General features: G+C 48.5%; 15 protein-coding genes. 2 read left to right on the plus strand and 13 right to left on the minus strand.

Annotation, left to right across the window (positions count from 1 at the left end):
- Window positions 1-139 precede the first annotated feature (139 nt).
- From K3G39_RS20730 to bioB, 7 genes are all read right to left on the minus strand, one after another.
- Window positions 140-2848: a T9SS type A sorting domain-containing protein gene (locus K3G39_RS20730; protein ID WP_255593846.1), complete on the minus strand. Its 2709-nt coding sequence runs from the start codon at window positions 2846-2848 to the stop codon at window positions 140-142.
- A 2147-nt stretch (window positions 2849-4995) separates the two neighbouring features.
- Window positions 4996-6195, minus strand: a complete 1200-nt coding sequence (locus K3G39_RS02965; RefSeq protein WP_220624688.1) for a beta-ketoacyl synthase N-terminal-like domain-containing protein — start codon at window positions 6193-6195, stop codon at window positions 4996-4998.
- 74 nt (window positions 6196-6269) lie between these two features.
- The gene (bioA, locus tag K3G39_RS02970) at window positions 6270-7598 is read right to left on the minus strand and encodes an adenosylmethionine--8-amino-7-oxononanoate transaminase (RefSeq protein WP_220624689.1); all 1329 of its coding nucleotides are present in this window, start codon (window positions 7596-7598) and stop codon (window positions 6270-6272) included.
- Between the two features lie 49 nt (window positions 7599-7647).
- Window positions 7648-8217: a hypothetical protein gene (locus tag K3G39_RS02975; RefSeq protein ID WP_220624690.1), complete on the minus strand. Its 570-nt coding sequence runs from the start codon at window positions 8215-8217 to the stop codon at window positions 7648-7650.
- Between the two features lie 189 nt (window positions 8218-8406).
- On the minus strand, window positions 8407-9021 hold the full coding sequence (bioD, locus tag K3G39_RS02980) for a dethiobiotin synthase (RefSeq protein WP_220624691.1): 615 nt from the start codon (window positions 9019-9021) through the stop codon (window positions 8407-8409).
- Complete coding sequence (locus K3G39_RS02985; protein WP_255593848.1) at window positions 9018-10154, minus strand: 8-amino-7-oxononanoate synthase; 1137 nt, start codon at window positions 10152-10154, stop codon at window positions 9018-9020. The genes bioD and K3G39_RS02985 overlap by 4 nt, the downstream gene beginning before the upstream one ends.
- Before the next feature lie 89 nt (window positions 10155-10243).
- Window positions 10244-11242 carry a biotin synthase BioB gene (gene bioB / locus K3G39_RS02990; RefSeq protein WP_220624692.1) on the minus strand — a complete coding sequence of 333 codons (999 nt, stop codon included), beginning with the start codon at window positions 11240-11242 and terminating at the stop codon, window positions 10244-10246.
- A gap of 311 nt (window positions 11243-11553) precedes the next feature.
- Here bioB and K3G39_RS02995 point away from each other — a divergent pair, with 311 nt between their 5' ends.
- Both K3G39_RS02995 and K3G39_RS03000 read left to right on the plus strand, forming a co-directional pair.
- Window positions 11554-12300 carry a multidrug transporter gene (locus K3G39_RS02995; RefSeq protein ID WP_220624693.1) on the plus strand — a complete coding sequence of 249 codons (747 nt, stop codon included), beginning with the start codon at window positions 11554-11556 and terminating at the stop codon, window positions 12298-12300.
- Between the two features lie 55 nt (window positions 12301-12355).
- Window positions 12356-13498, plus strand: coding sequence for a DEAD/DEAH box helicase (locus K3G39_RS03000; RefSeq protein ID WP_220624694.1), 1143 nt, complete (start codon window positions 12356-12358; stop codon window positions 13496-13498).
- Window positions 13499-13562: 64 nt separating this feature from the next.
- Here the strand turns inward: K3G39_RS03000 and K3G39_RS03005 are convergent, their stop codons facing one another.
- From K3G39_RS03005 to K3G39_RS03030, 6 genes are all read right to left on the minus strand, one after another.
- On the minus strand, window positions 13563-15230 hold the full coding sequence (locus tag K3G39_RS03005; protein ID WP_220624695.1) for an alpha-amylase family protein: 1668 nt from the start codon (window positions 15228-15230) through the stop codon (window positions 13563-13565).
- A 91-nt stretch (window positions 15231-15321) separates the two neighbouring features.
- A complete protein-coding gene (locus tag K3G39_RS03010) occupies window positions 15322-15768 on the minus strand; it encodes a GNAT family N-acetyltransferase (protein WP_220624696.1) in 447 nt (148 codons plus the stop codon).
- A gap of 17 nt (window positions 15769-15785) precedes the next feature.
- Window positions 15786-16853, minus strand: a complete 1068-nt coding sequence (locus K3G39_RS03015; RefSeq protein ID WP_220624697.1) for a hypothetical protein — start codon at window positions 16851-16853, stop codon at window positions 15786-15788.
- Window positions 16854-17120: 267 nt separating this feature from the next.
- Window positions 17121-18449, minus strand: a complete 1329-nt coding sequence (locus K3G39_RS03020; RefSeq protein WP_220624698.1) for a toxin-antitoxin system YwqK family antitoxin — start codon at window positions 18447-18449, stop codon at window positions 17121-17123.
- A gap of 217 nt (window positions 18450-18666) precedes the next feature.
- On the minus strand, window positions 18667-19200 hold the full coding sequence (locus K3G39_RS03025) for a HEAT repeat domain-containing protein (protein ID WP_220624699.1): 534 nt from the start codon (window positions 19198-19200) through the stop codon (window positions 18667-18669).
- Between the two features lie 236 nt (window positions 19201-19436).
- Complete coding sequence (locus K3G39_RS03030; RefSeq protein WP_220624700.1) at window positions 19437-20621, minus strand: acetyl-CoA C-acyltransferase; 1185 nt, start codon at window positions 20619-20621, stop codon at window positions 19437-19439.
- Between the last annotated feature and the right edge of the window lie 255 nt (window positions 20622-20876).

Raw genomic sequence — 20876 nt, forward strand, 5'->3', positions numbered from 1 at the left:
GTATAGCCTTTTGCAAGGTATAGATTGAGCAAAATCCGGCTGTAAATTTAGCAAATTCAGTGCAGATGTATCATAACCGGATAAAAAAGAAAAGGCAGCCATTTGCGGCTGCCTTTTCTGGAGGTGTTATACCTTAATGTTAGTTTTTCATGATCCTGGTAGTGGACTCCATACCTGCGCCCACCACTTTGAGAATATACATACCCGACTGTAACTGATTGAGCTTAAGTTCCAGCATGTTGACCCCAGCATCCAGGTCCAGGTCTTTGGTCATGACACGGCGACCGTTGATGTCGTAAATGGTCATGGCGGCCACCTGTGCTTCTGGTGCGGTAAGCGTTACCTTGATCACATCCTGGAATGGGTTCGGATAAGCCTGTGTAGCCAACTCACGCGCCAGGCCTTTGGCATTTACCGCAATTACATTGCTGTAGGCAAACTGACCATCCAGATCTACCTGCTTGAGTCGGTAGTAAACTGTTCCCTGTACCGGCGTGCGGTCGGTGAAAGTGTACTTGGACTCCAGGCTGGTCGTGCCTTTTCCTTTCACAGTACCCACCATTTCAAAGCTCCTCGCATCGAGGCTGCGCTCTATCTCAAAGCGATCGTTGTCCAGTTCCGAAGCCGTAAGCCACTCCAGGTGCGCCTGGTTGTTACGGACGGTAGCTGTGAAGTAGACAAGTTCGACAGGGAGCGGGATGATGACAGGCTCGTCGCCAAGCAGACGGATGACAATGCTGAGGGTAGTAATCTGACCACCTTGCAGCAATTCAATCCTGAGTGGGAAAGCCCCTTCACCCAGCGCACTTGGATTATTAACCGAGATAGTACCATCAGACGCTAATGTCAGGCCGTCCGGTAAGCTGCCAAATACAATGTCAGCATCTTCGATTTCACCATCAGGGTCAGTAGCAAAAGCTAAGATATCATCTACGGAGTACTCATCGTTATACCTTGGCGGGTTGATGGTATAGAAAGCGTCGCAGTTAACTGTGATTGTTACCTCATCGAATGAGGCTTCACCACCTTCACCGCATACTGGGGTAGAAGTCCATCGGAAAACGTAGGTGCCTGGATCTAGGTTAGAGGCTGTCGCATTATTCGCGCTTGCCGGAGAGAACACAGCTTGAGATGGTCCGCTGATTTGAGTCCACAAGCCGGCATCCTGTCCCACATCGTTTGCACTGAGCACCACACTGGTTCCGCACACAGTTCGGTCTTCACCCGCATTAGCTTGTAAGACAGTATTGGCCACCTGTACTGTAACAGTATTCGCTAAAATGATTTCCCCACAACCAGGACTGGTAACCGTTACATAGAAGATCTGATTTCCCTCTGTCAGTGCAGGAGTAGATCTTGTTATAGGTTCACCATTTCCTGTGAATGCTGAGCCAATCTGTTCGTCAGTACCGAAGTTTATTTCTGTACCCACCCTGCGATAGATGCGGTAGGTATAAACCGTGTTCGCATTGAATTCTGTTTGCACACCGATGGTTGCACCGTTTCCGACGCAAACCTTATTGTTCTCTGCAAACACAAAGTTGTTTACAGATGGGCCGGAAATAAACACAGTTGCCTGGTCGGCGATGGTTACACCGCAAGCATCTTCACCCGGGAAAGATACGCGCAAGCCAATTGTGGTGTTGGCTGAAATTGGGCCGGTAGTCAGGGTAACGTTTCCTGCTGCTCCTGACGCTGGTGCTCCAATTGGCAGTCCGGTTGACTGGTTGACTAACTGGTAAACATAGGCTGGGTTAGAGCCAGAGAGTAAATAGCTCACACTGCGACTGCCACATACGGGTTGTGGAGTAATCGGTGTCAGTTCCAGACCAGTAGTAGCAGGCTGCGGACTCACAGTTACTGCCACCGTATTGGTCGAGGTAGCGTCACACGCCGTGCCAGCCAGGCTTCTGGCCCTGTACGTAACCGTCTGATTTTCATTTGCTGCTGTCAGGTTTGTGAACGGTCCCGAGATCAAGGTGATTGGTCCGCCAGTGCCCAGCACAGAACTGCCTGATTCCTCCCCGTTAATCAGCAGGCGATAAATAATGCCATAATCTGAACCAGACAACTCAAAACTAGTTGTGTTTCCGCCGCATACTGTCGCTGTTGTTGGGCTAAGTGTAAATACAGCTGTCGGTGGAGCACAGGCCACAATTACCGGTTCTGACTGTTGGCTTTCACAGCCATTTGGTGGAGTGAAAGTGGCTGTTACAGTTGCTCCTGCGAACAGATCCTGTGCTGATATACCTTCTACTCCCCAGGTAGTACCTGAGATAAAGACCGGCGTAGGATATGGGGTGCCTTCGATGTAAATGTTGATTTGTCCACCTGAAGCAGATGCTGGCGCAATGCCTGTAATCGTTGTAGCGCCAGCAGTTATTGGGTTGATAGTTAAGACGCTTTCTGGCCCAGGTGTAGCTGTTACTACGTTAGAGTTAACACTTGACACATTATTCGGAGATACGGCTCTGGCCGTAATAGCTGTACCCGCAGCAATGCCTCCTGCTGTCATCGACGTAAAATTGGCCACCCAAATACCGGTGCTTGTAACTGTAGCGGTAACCGGCGTCGTGCCATCGCTTTGCGTAACGAGCGTTCCGGTTCTGGTGCCAGCTGTACCACCAGTGTAAAACTGAATAGTCGTACCAATAGGGTTTGTGGAAGTGCCTGAGAGAGTAGTGACAAAACCGCAGTCAGGTGTATCGATAACTGGGGTAGTTAATGTAGAAACAACTCTAAGAGCAATTGAAGGAGCCGAATACAGACCGCATCCGCCAGTAGTTTCTGTTCTTACAGTAAGTACATCATTTGGCGTGAGGGCAGTTGATAAGGCTGTTAAATCCAATGTCCCTGTTGGGTTATTTGTGGCCCCTGTAATCGTTAATAAGACATTAGTCGGTTGACCATTTCTAAAAAGTACAATTCTGCTTACAGGACTGTTGCCGTTTGTTACTGTTACATTAATTGATTCTAAAGTAGAGGGTATAGGTGTTGAGCTAGTAACATTATTAATTGTAGTTCCCTGATAAGTGATACTTGTAATCTCTACTCTATGCGCTAAAACAGTTTCTACAGACTGTCCATTTCCTCTACAGTATTGATTTGATCTAGGGGATTCACATCCTATAGGGTTATTACTTTCATCTACAGGGGTAGATGTAATGTAATAATTAGTATTGGAGGAAGTATTATAAGCTAAAGTTATTGGTTGAATACTTGCAGGAGATATAACTGTCTCAAACACTTGTAAAGAATTTGGAAGGCTGTAAATTCTGATTCTCTGCCGTTGAGCATAATTTGGTTCAAAGATTATATTTCTAGGATTACCACCGGTACTTCCTGTAATTCTAGGAGCAGGAGTTTCGCAAAAAACAGTATTAACCGTTACCGTATTCGAAAGAGGTGAGATGGTTTTACCTGGTGCTGTTACTCTGGCCGTAATTGTATTTCCCGGTTGCAATAAGTTGCTTGGGATACCACTCAACGTCCATATACCGTTCACGCTCACAGTAGGGCAAGCCAGCTGGCCAGCGCCACCGCAAATGGATTCACCGTTTAACAGTACAGTCACAACAGAGCCTGGTACTTCTGTGCTGGTACCTGAAATGGATGTACTGTTTGCATTGATTGGGCTGCTTACTACAGGAGCTGCGGAAGGAGCAGGTGTTATACCTGAATTTCTGATTTGGGTTAAGGTAGTAGGAGGAAATATACCTAGTAAAGCTCGCCAGGCATCTGGTGCGTTGTACCCATAGGCCTGAAAATTAACACCACCTACATCTGAGATAGTACCTGTAAAACCACTTTGTGCACTAGTAATAGTAATGCCGCTCATGCGTAACGGAGTGGTAGTGGTAATTTCGCCTCCGAATGCACTCAGTGGCACATAGAAATCATAGAAAAAATCAGCGTTATCTCCGTTTGTAGAGCCAGCCACCGCTCGTTGTGAGTATTGGTCAACTGAACCCGTAAAGATGGTACCGCTGGTGACACCACTATGGTCTAGTACTTGTACAGAAGAATTCGAAGCCAGAAGCACTTCGAACTCAAATCCTGGATTAGCCCCTGTACCCTCAAATAAGTTATTTGAATCTATTAGGACGCTATAACCTTTGGAAGCCGTTGAGTTACCGCCAAGTCTGACACGGAAAAGTAAATTTGTGCCATCAAAATACACTGCAATAGGGGAACCTGTAGAAGGAGAGGTGATAGGGGTCGCCGGACCAGCCAGGTCAGTGTGCCCTCCAGCAGTACCTGTGTTCAGGTCCCCTGTAGGTTCTGATGTTAAGGCCGGGAATTGCCGGTAAGGAATTTCACTGTTGCCAGTTCCTTCATCTCTGCCGTTAGCAAATCCTGTTCTATTGATGGAGACATATCCATCGGTGTTGGGGTCTAATATTTGTTGGCCAGTTCCGACAGCCGTTCTTGTAATCAGACCGGGAGTGGTTTGCGCAAAAGCGCTTGCGATCGTGACTACGAGTAAAATGGCAACCAACAGGCTGCACCGTAGTAACGAGACTTGTATATATTTTTTCATAGTTTGGGTAAAAGTTTGTTATAGCAGTATTTAATTTAAGGGTAATCAACACAATGAATTTTAGTATAAACCGGACAGTACATGCCCAGGTCTCACTATTAGAATGTATTGAGTTATACGTTCCTGTGCTATAAAACTTTAGTGTGCAATTGGACTTAAATTGATTAGGTCTGCCAAGTCAAATTGTATCGTTAAGCTTCTATACTTCTATAATTTTATCTAGCAATATTCAGACTATTAGAAGTTTCTTATGTTATAGGTGATTTTATAGCTCGGGTAGAAGAAATAGTTTGATACCTAAACTCAGTGCTGGTGAAGTAATGAAAAAGTAGTGCAATTTTAAGGGAATTCTTTAACTGCACATGGAGTGGAAATGTACAATAACCAAGCTATATAGAGGTCGTCTATATAAATGACTGTGAAAGGATTAGAAATTAGATAAATCCTGTATGCTCCTAAACTAAAGAAAGGATAATGCTAGCTGAATTTCCACCGAAACCAGCCGCGTTGATCATGATCCGATTAATGCAGGAAACAGGCTGACTTGGCAGTGTGGAGGTATAGCCTGGAATGGAAATTTGTTGCTGCGTAAACAGTAGCAATGCATACTGCAAGCTAAGCGCGCCGGATGCACCCAGCGTATGGCCAAGCAGGTGTTTATTCGTGGTAATAGCGGGAAGGTTTTTTTCAAAGAGCGCCTTGATGGCATTTAATTCAGCCTTGTCGCCGGCTCTGGTGCCCGGCGAATGGGTGATGATCACATCAACAGCTTGCTTTTGAAACGAGAGCTGCGACAATGCGTGCCGCATGGACTGCTGAAAGTTTAGTCCTTCATCAGAAATCCCAGTTTTGCTCTTGATCTGTTCAAAGCCAAACCCAGTAGCTTCAATGATCACATCGCCCTTACTAAGTTGAGAGGCAGGCGTTTTTTCCAGTGCCAGCACAGCAGCCCCTTCACCTAGCACAAAGGTATTCTGACCGGAAATGCCGTAGGGCTGGCAAGGGTAAAGCTGATCATGCATGGCAGAGTAAATTCCAATCGCTTTCATTTGAGCAATGGTGAAGTCCGTTAAAGGTGCTTCAGTGCCGCCAGCCAGGAAGCGGCGGGCCATACCGGCGCGTAGCCAGGCTACTCCGTTTGCCACGGCCATCAGCGCCGTGCTGCAGGTAATGGAATGACTAATCTGTGCCCCACCCGCATGTACCGCATGGCCTACCCAACTCGATAAATTGCCCAATGTAGTGGTAGGAGAGGCGGAAGACGAGAGTTTTTGCTGCTGAAAGTCTTCGAAATGTTGCTCAAATAAGCCGGTAGCCCCTCTGGATGAACCGATGTTCACAGCCAATTCTTCCTGCGTACCCGAGAGTGGATGAAGCCACCTGGCCTGTTCTGTAGCCTGGCGCGCGGCAAAAATGGCCAGCAGCACAGAGCGGTCCAGCTGGCGATAGCTGGGGTTGTCTGTCTGAAGTTTTCGTAGTGCGCTTTCGCCAGTTTCTGAGAGGGCGGCTACAGGAGTTGCCTGCTCTTGATGTTGTATAACAGAAAAAGAAGGCTTGCCGGAAAGATAGGCTTGTGCTGCAGATTGCGCATCTATACCTAATGCAGAGATTGCCCCGCAGCCCCTGATCACGATATGTTCTCTTTCAGCTTCCAAATCAATCGTAAAGGTAAAGGGTTTCAGACGGAATTTCCTCAGGTGTTGACCGGGACTCTGGAAGCCAGACAGGATTAATCATGTAAAGTAGTTTGGGATGGCGGCTCAAAGTAACGTGCTCCGGTGATTAGTTCGCGCATACCTTGTATGGTCAGGTATACCTGGTCAAGCTGCGCATCGGTAATGCAGTAAGGAGGAATCACATAGATTATGTTGCCAAGCGGACGCAGAATTACACCTTGTTCCAGGGCAAAGCTGTAAAGCGTATCGCCCAGTTTGTTAAAGTAGGAAGTGCCATCGGCTTCGAATTCCACTGCCAGAATGGTGCCTTGCTGCCGTACATCTGCTATTTTATCCATTGATTTCAACTGCTCAGCAAAAGTTGCGTGGCGCTTGCTAATGCGATCGATGTGTTGCTGCGTTTCTTCCTGTAGCAGCAAATCCAGGCTGGCCAGACCAGCGGCGCAGGCAACTGGGTTTCCGGTGTAGCTGTGCCCGTGAAACAAGGTTTTGCGCTTGTCATCGCTCAGGAAGGCTTCGTAGATTTTTTCGTTGCAGGAAGTGGTACCCAGCGCCATCGTGCCGCCGGTGAGTCCTTTCGAGAGCGTGACCATATCCGGTTTATGTTGCAAATAATCGCTGGCGAAGGTGCGGCCGGTGCGACCGAAACCTGTCATCACCTCATCGGCAATAGTCAGGATGTCGTGCTGTTGGCAGATGGCGAGCAACTGGTCGAGTACCTCCGGCTGATACATCACCATACCTGCCGTGCCGAGTACCAGTGGTTCGTAAATAAATGCGGCTACGTCACTACTTCGGGCAAAAGCCTCCAGCTGTTTTACGGTTTCTTCTGCCTGTCCAGGTATAGGCACATCAATAAATTCCACCTCAAACAAATATGACCAAAAGGGGGCAGTAAAGGCGCTACGGGCACTCACGGCCATGGCGCCAAAGGTGTCGCCATGGTAGCTGTCGCGGAAAGCAATGATTTTGCGTTTCGGTATACCTTTGTTCTGCCAGTATTGTATGGCCATTTTTAGCGCGACCTCTACAGCAGTGGAGCCATTGTCGGAGTAAAAGATGCGGCTCTGGCCCTGGGGTAAGATCCGGATTAAGCGCTCAGCAAAAGTTACAGCGGCGGGATGCGTGAATCCGGCAAAAATGACGTGCTCCAGGGTCTGCAATTGCTCCGCAACTTTTTGAGCAATGTAAGGGTGCGCATGTCCGTGCAGGTTTACCCACCACGAAGCTACTGCATCAATGTACGTCTTTCCGTCCTCTGCATAGAGTAAAGCTCCTTCGCCCCGCACAATAGGTATAGGAAGGGCGGCGGTTTTCATCTGCGTGTACGGGTGCCAGATAACCCGCTGGTCGCGGCTGGCAAGGTTATCGGAAAGGGGCATAAGTCAGGTATAGCTCTGGTGCGAAAGTATAAAACACCCGGGTATTTGCCTACCGATTGTGTGGAAAAAAGCGCTTTAGCAGCCTTTTGCCCCGGCTGAGCATGGCGGGCGACCCGTCTTTCAGCAGAAATTCAATCTGGGATTTTAGTTCATCTCCTATCCACGGAAACTCATCCTGCAGGTATGCCAGTACATCCAGGCAGTTAACCTTTACTGCCACAGGTGTGCGCGGATCGATCAACCACTCAAACATGGTTTCCACAATGGCTTCATGTTCAGGTATAGCGCTCCAGGCGGTACTGTAAATTTGCCTTGCCTTTGGATTTGCACATCGCATCAGTATTTTGGTGAAATGCCGCTGGCAACTCAGGTTCTGCTGAGCAGGCAATCGACTGACAAAATCCGGCAGGTGAGGCACGAACTGTTCTGGGTAGGTATAGGCCACTTCTTCCAGCACCCAGGCAGCCCGAAAAGCAACAGCTGGTTTGTGCCGCGTGTAGCAAAGATTCAGTAAATCAGTGACTGGCAGCTTGCCTGAATTCGCCTGAGCCGCTAAATGCTGTACCTGCGCTTTGCCCGGTGTCTGACTCAAAACCTCAAAAAGTACTTCTGTATGCATGCGCCGTGTCCAAAATTTGGGATATCAGGTATAGCACCTGACCAAATTTAGGAATAGAGAATAGCTTTTCATAGTACAAATAGCAAGGAAGTTGCCTGGTGCTATGTCAAGTTTTAACCGGAAGCTGTAATCGTTTTAGTAGAGTTTAAACAATAGGCTAGGTATAGGTGTATCCTTTGTTATATGAACTTACAGGTAAGAGGTGAAGCTCTTAGCATACTCAGCTACAGCCTCTTGGCAAAAGTCAGCCTCCTGCCGGATAGAGGGCAGACGGCGCAGCCCGGTATACTTGATGATGAAGTCCTCCGAAGTCTGGTTCTCTTCCCCGTTAAAAATGATACCCGCCACAGGCACTTTGCGGTAACGCAGCACCTCGGCCGTGAGCAAGGTATGGTTGATGCTACCCAGGTAGTTTCTCGAGACGAGGATCACTTCCAGACCCAGCTGCTGCACCAGGTCCAGCACCAGGTAGCGCTTGTTAAGAGGCACCATCAGGCCGCCAGCTCCCTCCACAATTAGGTTATTCTGCGTTTCGGGGAGTTTCAGACCGTGCACATCTATTTCTATACCTTCGGCGGCCGCTGCCTTGTGCGGAGAGGCAGCCATCTTGAGGCAGTAAGCTTCAGGGTGAAACACAGAGCTTGCGTTCGAGACCAAACTCCTGACCATGTCGGTGTCCGTAAAATCGAGGCCACCCGCCTGCACGGGTTTCCAGTAATCGGCGTGTAAGGCTTCGGTGAGTATGGCTGCGGCAACTGTTTTGCCAACGTCCGTTCCGATGCCTGTTACAAAATATCTTTTCATGTACCTTTCGCTATGGCCTGCACGAGGCCGTCAATTTCTTCTTCACTATTATAGGCATGCACGATCACGCGAAGCCGCTCTGTACCGGCAGGCACAGTAGGGGGCAACACGGGGCGCACATCAAATCCAGCTTGTTGCAGCGCAGCCGCCAGCGTCTTGAGTTGCCGGGACTCTTGCGGGAAAACAGATAGGATCACACTGTTTTCCGGGGTGCAGCGTATGCCGCTAAGTTTGTTCAGTTTTTGGTACAGTCGGGTTGCAAGTTGCTGCACGCGCTCACGCTCGGGCGCAAGTTCGGGTAGCAGGGTATAAGCACACTTCAGGGCGACCAGCGCATGCGTCGGCAGACCTGTTGTAAATATAAATGCTCTACTATAATTGATCAAAAAGTCGCGCAGCACTTGTGGACCGACAACAGCCGCTCCATGTGCGCCCATGGCTTTTCCATAGGTGATGACCTGCGCAAATACTTGTTTTTCCAGCCCAAGAGCCACTGTTAATCCTTCGCCTTTATCGCCATAAAGACCAACGGCATGTGCCTCGTCCACAATCAAAGCGGCTCCCTGTTCGTAGCATACCTGAGCCAGTTCTCTCAAAGGTGCTTTGTCGCCATCCATGGAGTAAACCGATTCTACCACCACGTATACCTGTCCGGTCACGCGCTTCATTTTTTGCCGGAGGTCTTCTACACTGTTGTGCCTGAAGCTGTAGGTTTTGGCAAAGCTCAACCGCAAACCGTCTTTCATGGAAGCGTGGCTGGCCTCGTCGTAAAACACCGTGTCGCCACGCTGCGGCAAAGCAGACAATAACCCCACATTGGCTGTATACCCCGAGTTGAAAAGCAGCGCCGCCTCCCCCTTGTGGTAGGACGCAATGATGCCCTCCAGCTCTTCGAAAAGGCCGTGGTTGCCGGATAGCAGTCGGGAGCCTGTTGCCCCCAAAGGCAAATGGCTATAGTGTTCCTCTTCCTTGTGGATGAGCGCCCGCAATTTCTCACTGCGAGCAAGGCCGAGGTAGTCGTTGGAGCAGAAGTCAATGAGCCCGGCGGTGGTTTTAAGCGAACGTAATATCTCCTGGACCCCCCGCTCCGCCAGCTTCTGCTGTAGTTTATTTTTTAATGGACTATTAGACAAAGGGATTCCTGACAAAAGATTGAATAACGAAAATCAAGTTACAAAAAAGTCTTTTGTCTTATGTCAGATAGTCTTTTGTCAAAGAAAAACTAACAAATGTGTTGTGCTTCTTCTTTAAAAGACTTGCGGGGCGTCAGACCCAGCATTTCGAACATGGCTTTGTCTGCGTCGAAGTCCGGGTTTGGCGTTGTCAGCAGCTTTTCGCCTGTGAAGATAGAATTGGCGCCGGCCAGGAAGCAAAGGGCCTGGTCGGTTACGCTCATGCGCTCACGTCCAGCCGATAGTCGTACCATCGTTTTTGGCATCAGGATACGGGCTGTCGCGATCATGCGCACCATTTCCCAAACCGTAACCAGCGGCTGGTTTTCCAGGGGCGTACCTTTTACCGGTACAAGCGCATTCACGGGCACAGACTCCGGGTGCTGTACCAGAGTAGACAAGGTATGGAGCATACCGATGCGGTCTTCGTCTGTTTCGCCCAAACCGATGATGCCACCCGAACAAACAGATATACCTGCCTTGCGCACGTTTTCAATCGTGTCGAGGCGGTCATCATAGGTACGGGTTGTGATGATATTGGAGTAATTTTCTTCTGACGTGTCGAGGTTGTGGTTGTAGGCGTACAGACCGGCTTCTTTCAGCTTTTCGGCCTGATACTCGTTCACCATACCCAGGGTGCAGCAAACTTCCAGACCCATTTCATTCACACCTTTCACCATGTCCAGCACCTTGTCGAAGTCGCGGTTGTCGCGCACTTCGCGCCAGGCCGCCCCCATGCAGAAACGGGTAGAACCGCCTTCTTTGGCACGCTGTGCCGCCGTGAGCACCTGCTCCTGACTCAACAGTTTGTGCACGTCCACATCCGTATGGAAACGGGCCGCCTGCGGACAATACGCGCAATCCTCCGGGCAGCCACCGGTTTTCACTGACAATAAAGTACATACCTGTACCTCACCGGTTGCCTGGTGCTGTTTGTGCACATTGGCTGCCTCCACGATCAGTTCAAGCGCTGGTTTGTTGTAAATCGCTTTGATCTCCTCTAATGTCCAGTCGTTTCGAATAGCTGCGTTTAGTCCGTCTTGCGTCATAATGCTTGGGTTTGGATTACGAAGATAATTTGAAGATTTAGGAATAAAAAATCAAGCCTGGGGGTATGTTTGGTGGATAACTTGTTAACTATTTAAGCTACTGCATTATTTCTGTGGATAAAATGGTTTGTTAATTTGTTAGGAAACTGCATTTAGGAGGTTAGGGTTGGAACACAGGTATAGCCGAAAAAATTAATCGGGCATGTTTACTTCCTGCAAACAGCAGTCAGCCCCGCACGACAACAGAGGAAGTCGTTTTAAGGTATACCTTAATCTGTAAAATTTAGAGTCCTGTTCTGACGTACTGACCTATGCTGCTAACTTCTACTTCCCCTGCCACCACACCCTTTCTTCTTTTTCCTGAAAATGTGCTTCGGAAGCTCAGCATAATTATTTTCGTGCTGCTGCTCGCTGATATTGCCGGGATTATACTGGACAGTGTGTTGCGGTATGACTCCAGACTGACGCGGATTTTGATGTATTATTTCAACTTCAACGGAGAGAGCAACATCCCTGCTTTTTTCTCATCGGTGATGTTGCTGGCTGCCAGCGGTCTCCTTTTTCTGACTCACCGTCAACACAAAAGCGCTGCAAAGGTCAGTTATACCTGGCATTGGTTTATACTGGGGTGCATTTTCCTGTTCATGGCCATCGACGAGAACACACAGATACACGAGCGGGTGGCGGATTTTGTGCGGCCACATCTGGTAACAGACCTGTCAGGTATGCTGCACTGGGCCTGGGTGGTGCCATACGGTGTGCTCACGCTCGCTGTGGTGGCCTATTTCTTGCGTTTTGTGCTCCGGCTTCCTACCTATACCCGTAACCTGATTCTGCTATCGGGTGCGCTGTTTGTGACAGGTGCTTTAGGGCTGGAGTTTTTTGAGGGTTATCTGTATAAGCTTTACGGGATCGACCACCTGTACAACCGAATCCTCTACTGCCTGGAAGAACTGATGGAAATGTCCGGGGTAGCGCTGTTCATTTACGCCCTGCTCGACAACCTGGCTAGGTATGGCACTCAGATCGTGATCGCTCCCAAAGACAGCGAAGCATAATATTCGTACCTTTGCAGGTATACGGGCATTCGCCCACGACTTTATACCTGGATTTATGTCATTTTCCTCATTGGGCCTTTCGGCGCCACTTCTTCGCTCCATCCAAGCTCACGGCTATACCTCTCCTTATCCCATCCAAGCGCAGGCTATACCTGCCATTCTGGAAGGGAAGGACCTGCTAGGTATAGCGCAGACGGGTTCCGGTAAAACAGCCAGTTTCGCGCTGCCTATTCTGGAGATGTACCAGATGAAGCAAGCCGGCCGCAACCGCTTTGTGCGCACGCTGGTGCTGGTGCCGACGCGCGAGCTGGCAGTACAGATCGAGGAAGTTTTCCGGGCTTTCGGAAAGGAGCTTGACAGACCGGTGAAGACGCTGGCAGTGTATGGCGGTATTTCCATCAATCCGCAGATGATGAAGATGAGCGGTACGGATGTGCTCATCGCAACGCCTGGCCGCCTCTTAGACCTGATCGAGCACAAAGCGGTGCACCTTTCGGAGGTGGAAACGCTGGTGCTGGACGAGGCTGATAAAATGCTGAATTTAGGATTTCAGGAGGAGGTGAACAAATTGCTTGCTATGCTTCCTGACAGGCGTCAAAATCTGTTGTTCTCGGCTACCCTGAGCCAGGATGTAGAAGACCTGATTGCAAAGCTGCTGACTAACCCTGTACGGGTAACGGTGCAGGAAGAAGCTACCGTGCCGGAACTGATCAAGCAACTCGCCTACCAGATCGATCCCGAGAAGAAGGGACCTTTGCTGCGCTACCTTATCCGGCAATACGACATGCAACAGGTGCTGGTGTTTGCTTCGTCTATCCGGACAGCCGACAATGTGGTGGGCAAACTCAAGAAGCATGGCATAGAAGCCGCAGCTTTTCACGGCGACAGAAGCCAGGGCGGCAGAACAGAAGCGCTTCGGCAGTTTAAGGCGGGAAAGTTGCGTGTACTGGTCGCCACTGATCTGGCCTCCCGAGGTATAGACATCAAGTTTTTGCCTTTTGTGATCAATTACGAACTGCCCCGCTCCCCGAAAGATTATGTGCACCGCATCGGTCGTACGGGGCGCGCCGAGTCCTCCGGCGAAGCCATCTCGCTGATCACTCCCGATGACGCGCACCACTTCAAAATCATCCAAAAGAAAATGGGCGTGAGAGTGGAGATCCTGCCAACCGACGAAATTGACCTGCAGGGGCAGTAAGGTATAGAGCGGTATAGCAAGTGTCCGAGTCATACGCTATACCGCTCTATACCTAAGAAATATTTTACCCTTTTTTCAGTAAATGACTCAGGTCGCCTGCCCTGAACCAGCGGTAGCCGTAAGCCTCCAAAGTGATGTAGTGCCTGCCTTTGTCATCGGCCTCACTCACGTAGTTCACCATCAGGTCAATCAGCTTTTGCTCTTTCTCCTGCTCGCCTTTCTTTTCCTGTTTCAGGTCTAGTATGACTTCATGCGCTTTTTCATCGAAGTTGTGCAGGATGATCAGCGAACTGCCTTGCCAGCTGTAGTGCATGCAGAGTACGTTAGGCTTGTTCATTTTTAAAATCTGCCAGTCTCCAAACCCGATTTCGGTACATTCCTGCCGTAGGCGAATCAGGGCGGTCATCCAGTTGAGGAGCGATTCAGGTTCGCGGCGCTGGTTCTCGACGTTGATGTGGTGATAGGAATAAGGGCCTTTGTCAATAACAGGGTGCACCAGTTTGTCGGCGGTAGAGAAGCCCGCCTGGTCATCATCCGTCCATTGCATGGGGGTGCGCACTGCGTCACGTTCTTTCAGACTCAGGTCGTCGCCCATCCCTATTTCGTCGCCGTAGCGGATAACAGGTGTACCCGGCAGTGAGAACATCAGGCTGTAGGCCAGTTCGCTTTGCTGCCTGTTACCGAGCATGGTGGAAAGACGGCGACGTATACCCCGATCATAGAGCTGCATGTCATCGTCCGGCGCAAAACGGGCAAAAACTTCTTCGCGCTGCTCGTCAGTCAGGCGACCAAGGTCAAGTTCGTCGTGATTGCGCAGGAAGTGCGCCCATTGCACCGTCGGGAAATTGGTACGGGTTTCCTCCAGCGCATCAATCAGCGGATCAATATTGGAGGTGGCCAATGCGTAGAACATGTGCTGGTTCACGTAGAAATTGAACATCATGTGGATGCCATTTCCTTCTTCGCCAAAATACTTTTTGTTTTCCTCGGGCAGCACATTAGCCTCGCCTAACAGTATGGCATCGCCCTGGCGCCATTGCACAAAGCGGCGAATCTCGCGCAGGTAGTCAAAGTTGAGTTCGTGTTTGCTGGTGTTTGGTTCCGGCGACTCGATCATAAAAGGCACTGCATCTACTCTAAACCCGGATACGCCCAGTTGTAACCAGAAACCGATGATGCGTTTGATCTCGGCCCGCACATCCGGATTGTCCCAGTTGAGGTCGGGCTGGAAATTATGGAAACGATGGAAGTACCAGGATTTTGCATTTTTATTGTAGCTCCAGGTGGAGTCCTGCACGCCCGGAAATACCATGCCCTCGTTCCAGTCCGACGGTTTTGTTTTGTTCCACACATACCAGTCGCGGTGCAGCGCATTTTCACTGCTCTGTGCGTCCTGAAACCAGGGGTGCTGATCGGAGGTATGGTTCACCACCAGATCGATGATCACCTTGATGCCACGCTTGTTGGCCTGGTGCATAAACTCCACAAAATTCCCGCTCGAGCCGTGCCGTGGGTCTACTCCATAATAGTCTGAGATGTCGTAGCCGTTGTCTTTGTTGGGAGAGGGCTGGAAAGGGGCGAGCCAGATACAGTCGATACCCATGGCATTGAGGTAATCGAGGCGACGAGCAAGTCCCTCGAAATCCCCCACGCCGTCGCCGTTCAGGTCCATAAACGTCTCCAGATCGAGACTGTAAATGATTGAGTTTTTATACCATAGCTCTTCCAGCATAGCGAATCGGTTTTGGTTAGTTAAAAATGATTCGTCTATACGGAAGAAATCGGGCAAAAGTCGGAGGCAGTCTTAAAAGGAGGTGAACTGTTCAGGACTTTTTATGAGTCAGCCACTTGTCGTAGTGCATCTCAAATTTGATCTCGGAACGGCCGTGTATACCTGTTTCACGCCAGCCTTGCTTTCGGTAAAATTGTTCGGCCCTGGTGCCGGGGTCTGTGCCCAGCCAGATGGTTTCTGTTGTTTGCTGAAAATACCAGTCGAGCATGATGCGGTGCAGTTGCTTTCCTATACCTTGTCCTTCAAACTCCGGCAGCAGGAACAAGGCCCATACATTATAGTCTTGCAGGTCGACGATAGCAAAGCCCACGACTTGTCCTTCCACTTCACACACCCAGCCTTTGCCGCGCTCCGTCAGGTATAGCGCACAGAGTTCATCGGTTACCAATGTCGGGTCGGAGAGGATGTTTTCCTTTACCGAGTGGCGGATGATTTGGAGTTGAGGAATGTCGGAGGTTGTGGCTTTGCGGAAGAGCATGGGTGAAATGAGATGGATCAATCGGAAACGAAGAACCAAGGAATATTGAACCAACCATTTTGAAAATATATGGTTACTTGATCTCCGTTCTCAATTTGATTGTAAAATTCTTGTTCTACGGACACCTCCTCGTTTTTGTCTTGGGTGCCCCAGTTTGTAAGTTCAAGATAATAAGAAGTATTCTTGCCCGTGCTGATGCGTTTATTTACTATGGTTGCCTTGTATATTTTGCTATCTGATTTATCGTAATAGCAATTCAGGGTAATGATTGCACCATAACTATAACAAACCACAGCTATTAAAATGCTGGATGCGGCTAGGTAATCTTTCGCTTTTTTAAAATTAAACTCACGATTGCGTAAAAAAATAATGTTCAATAAAGCGACAGCTAAAATTGAGGTAAACAGCCCTGCATTATTGAAATCGTAAATTTTAAAATCTAGAAGTGCTCTTAACCCAAGCGCGAAGCTAGGGGCAAATATAGCCCAAGACAAAGATGGATGAACGCTCTCATTATTTTCGTCAATTCTGAAAAGCCCACTTGAGAATTTTAAATTGATAAGAGTTAGAACAGGTATGGCAATGGAAGTGAGTATAGCGAATTCGTATGGAATTGGGTAAAAAAATGTCCAGACACCAGCCAATCCGCCTGTCCAATTCAATATTTTAGCTTTCTTTTGAGCTGATCGAAATTTAGCCGCTCTTGCCTCAAGCGTGTGCCCGTACTGTTCATTAGATAAGATCTGCTGTGTGTCCGCTTCTATTTTCAGATCATCGAGGTTAGGGTAATATCTGGTGAGTAAATCCACTAGTTCAGATAAGTTCTTAATGGAGGAATAGAACTTAAGGCTTTTCTTATCCGATGTGGCTGATTCAATGATAATATTATTAATTGTGACTTTAAATCCCTTTATTTCATCAAAATAAAGTTCTCTATCAGAAAATGTTTTAATCACCTGAATTCTATCGTCATGTACAATAATTCTACCATTAATCGTATTAAGTAATCCGATTGTAAAGAATCCAATCATGAACAAACCCATTGGCCACAATAAAAAAATGAGTGGCAAGTTATTGTCTTCCATGAAGGGTACAATTAGACTCAAAATACCCAGCAATATGATGAGTGGAGCAAAAATGAAAACGAAAATTGCTGGCCCCTTTGCCGTCTTGTATACCTGCATTTATGACGTGAATTTCTGATTTAATTTACGATATTAAATATAGACATTGTAGCTAAAAAACTGCATGTGCTATAAGGACAATAAGTTGAAGCGAGCTAGTTCAAACAAAAAAGTCCCCCACTCACACTGAGCAGGGGACTTTCCTATACCTGTAGCTATACCTATACCTTACTTCTCTTTCTCCTCCACAACCTCACCATTTCGGTAAAGTCTGGTCTTGTATACTTTGCCTTCTGCGTTGTAGTATTTCCAGGTGCCGGTGGCTCTGTTGTTGCGGTGCTGACCGGTTACTTCCACTTTGCCGTCTTCGAAGTACTGCTTGTAAGGTCCGAAGCGCAGACCGTCTTTATAACTTGTCTCAGACTTTAGCTTGCCGCTTTCATAGAATTCCTGACTACTCACGATTTTGCCGTCGCCTTTGCCGTAGGTATACTTCGCTTTGGCCTGGCCATTTTCATAGTAAACAATGCGCTCGCCCGTCAGTTTGTCGGCGTTGTAGGTTTCAGCTACCTCTACTTTTTTGCCGGGTGCATCATAGTAAGCTTTCCAGTTTCCGGTGCGTAGTTTGTTTTTGTATTGCTCCTCGGCTTTTATGTTGCCGGAAGGGTAGTAGGTTGTGATCCTGCGGTCATCACCGTTGTTGCTGTATTGTCCTTCTTCTTTCAGTTTGCCATCTTCGAAGTATACCTGCGAAAGCCCCTGAACCTGACCGTTGCGGTAAGTGATCATGCTGCGCAGGTTGCCGTTCTCGAAGTAAGCTTTGGAAGGTCCGTGCATTTTACCTGACGCGAAGCTTCCCTCGGTGCTCAGTTTACCACTGCGGTAATAACTCTTGAACGTGCCATTGCGTTGACCCGCCACATTGATCACTTCTGTCTCCAACTGACCATTGTCGAAATAGGTTTTGTAAGAGCCCTCCAGCATACCATTGCGGTAAGTGGCCTCGGTCTCTAGGTTGCCGTTCTCGTAGTAAGTTTTGGCCGGACCGTTCTGTTGACTGTTCTGGTAGGTAATCTCCGATTTAAGCTTGCCGTTCGGATAAAACTCGCGTACCAGTCCCTCCGGAAAACCGTTTACAAAAGACGTTTCCTTACGCACTTTGCCATCGGCATAAAATGTCTTGAACACGTCGCTTTGCTGGTCTTTGTCGTAGTTGCCTTCCTGCAACAAGCGGCCATCCGGATGAAACGCTTTGAAGGGTCCCTGCTTCTGATCCTGCACATAGGTTACCTGCATGCGGGGCTGTCCGTTCTGGTAGTACTCGGTGAACACGCTATCCTTTTTGCCTTCTACAAACTTGGCAAAGGCCTCCCGCTCACCAGTCGGGTAATAGCGGTTGTAGTAGCCCACAATCGCCGAGTCTGGCGTCATGTAGTATACCTCTTTCACCGTCGCCATAGACTGGTCGTGGTAGGTCACTACTTTGCGCGTGGACTGCCCGTAAGCAGAAGCACTGACAAGCAAAACAGCAGGTAAGATTAAAAACAATTTCGACATGGGTACTAAATGTGACTGTTAATTATGGTTAGGTTTCAGGGCAGATGATTTTCTGACAAAAGACAGTAGAATTTCGGGTGTATTTTAATTCAAACTTATGTTGCTTCTTTCAGCATTTGAATAAATAGTGCGCCACCACAAAGCAGGTATACATTACAAATCAAGCGTAAAGGGATTTAAGAGGTCCTTTGTCAAAAAGGCTTTTGACTACATATACCTATACCTTCTTTTTGGTAATTTCCTTAGCGACTAGCTTCATAAACGGGTCGGTGTCTCTTACATATTTCTGAGCCAGTTCCACCGCCTTGGCATTGTTGACTTTGCTCAAACTCAGCAATGCGCGACGGACTACATATTTGTCGGGTTCGCTGTTGATCAGGTGAAGAAGCATTTTTTCGCAGCCCTCCACATCAATATAGCCAAGCAATTCAGCCATTTGCCACCTTGCCTGTGGTTGATCAGAAAAAACGGCCTTTCGCACAAAACGGAGCTTATTCTCCAGTTTCTCTTCCACTCTTTTAAGCACTATACCTGCTTCGTTGTCGATGGCGAGCGCATACACCAGCAGTTGTGCCAGATCATGGTTGAATTCCCGGTTGAGCTGAACCAATGCTTCGTCGGCCGCTTTGTACAAAGCATCCCAACCCGGATACCCGGCTTCCCATTCACCCAATCCTCTTTCATCGTTGTAAGTGTCGGGCGTCATGTTGGCCCATTCCCAAAATTTGGCCAGTTCGGTTTTTAACGACATATCAATCTAAAATGCATAAACACCAAAAGTACAGTAAACAGTTTAATGTTTAGGTTCAGCGCTACACCATTTTGAGCTTTTGAATCAAAAAGGGAGATCAGCTAGTCTATAGGTAGCCTTGCTCGCCACTTCTAATTCTGAATTTCTAATTTTTAATTTAGTCAAGCCCAAGTAAAAAAAAGAAGCCTTACGAAATAACGTAAGGCTTCCTGCAAAAAATATACCTGTTCAGGCAATTACATTTTTTCGATCACCAAAGCAGAGGCACCGCCACCGCCATTGCAGATACCGGTCACACCGATCTTACCGCCTTTTTTGTCGAGCACGTTGCAAAGTGTGGTCACGATGCGGGCACCGGAAGCACCGAGTGGGTGACCCAATGATACGGCCCCACCAAACACGTTCACGTTGCCGCCTTCCAGACCAAGTTTCTGGTTGTTGGCAATAGATACTACCGAGAAGGCCTCGTTGATCTCGTAGAAGTCAACTTCCTCAGCTGATACACCCGCATTTTTCAATGCCTTAGGTATAGCCAACGCTGGTGTTGTGGTGAACCAGATCGGGTCCTGCTCGGCATCAGCGAAACCGCGGATCTTCGCGATTGGCTTCACACCCAGTTCCTCAGCCTTCTCTTTGCTCATCAGTACCAGGGCAGCGGCACCGTCATTCAAAGTAGAGGCGTTGGCGGCTGTCACCGTACCTGCTTTGTCGAAAACAGGGCGTAGTCCGGTTATTTTATCAAAGCTTACTTTTTTGTATTCTTCATCCTCTGATACCATGATCGGATCTTTGCCACGCTGCGGAATTTCTACCGGCACGATCTCGTCCTTCATCATACCTGCCTCGGCGGCAGCTGCTGATTTCTTATAAGAGCTGATTGCGTACTCATCCTGCATTTCGCGGGTGATCTTCATCTCACGGGCCGTGTTTTCAGCGGCATTGCCCATATGGAAGTCGTTGTAAACATCCCACAGACCATCTTTTACCAGTCCGTCGGTCATCTGGCCGTGGCCTAATTTGGCACCGAAACGCGCTTTGTCCAGGTAGTAAGGCACATTCGACATGCTTTCCATACCACCTGCCACGATCACGTCTTTGTGACCCAGCATGATCGCCTGCGCCGCAAACATGATCGCTTTCGTGCCTGATGCGCATACCTTGTTCACCGTTGTACACTCCACCTCGTAACCCAGACCCGCCTTGATGGCAGCCTGACGGGCAGGAGCCTGACCAACATTGGCCGAAAGTACGTTGCCCATGATTACTTCCTGCACCAGATTTTTGTCAACACCGGCTTTTTCGAGCGCACCTTTGATGGCGGCTGCTCCCAGTTCGGTGGCAGAAAGGCTGGCTAAAGCGCCGCCAAAGCTTCCGATCGGGGTACGCACAGCCGAAATAATATATACTTCCTTCGTTTGCATAAGATTGTGTGTAATAGTTTTATAGTGTGAAATTATCAGGATTCGAGCTGAAAACCAAACAATCGTTAGGTAAATGGTTTGCTAAAGGCTAAATGGTTTAATTGTTAAATTGTTAGGTGGCAAGGTCGGGTTTGGCAAGTATATTAATGCATTGGCAGGACCAGCGGCCTTTAAACCTTCCTACTGGAGTTGCCTCTAAGGGTATAACGCGGGCAGCCGCAAAATAATTTGTACATTACAGAACCAATCAAATCC

The sequence above is a fragment of the Pontibacter sp. HSC-14F20 genome, assembly GCF_019599265.1.
GTDB lineage: Bacteria > Bacteroidota > Bacteroidia > Cytophagales > Hymenobacteraceae > Pontibacter.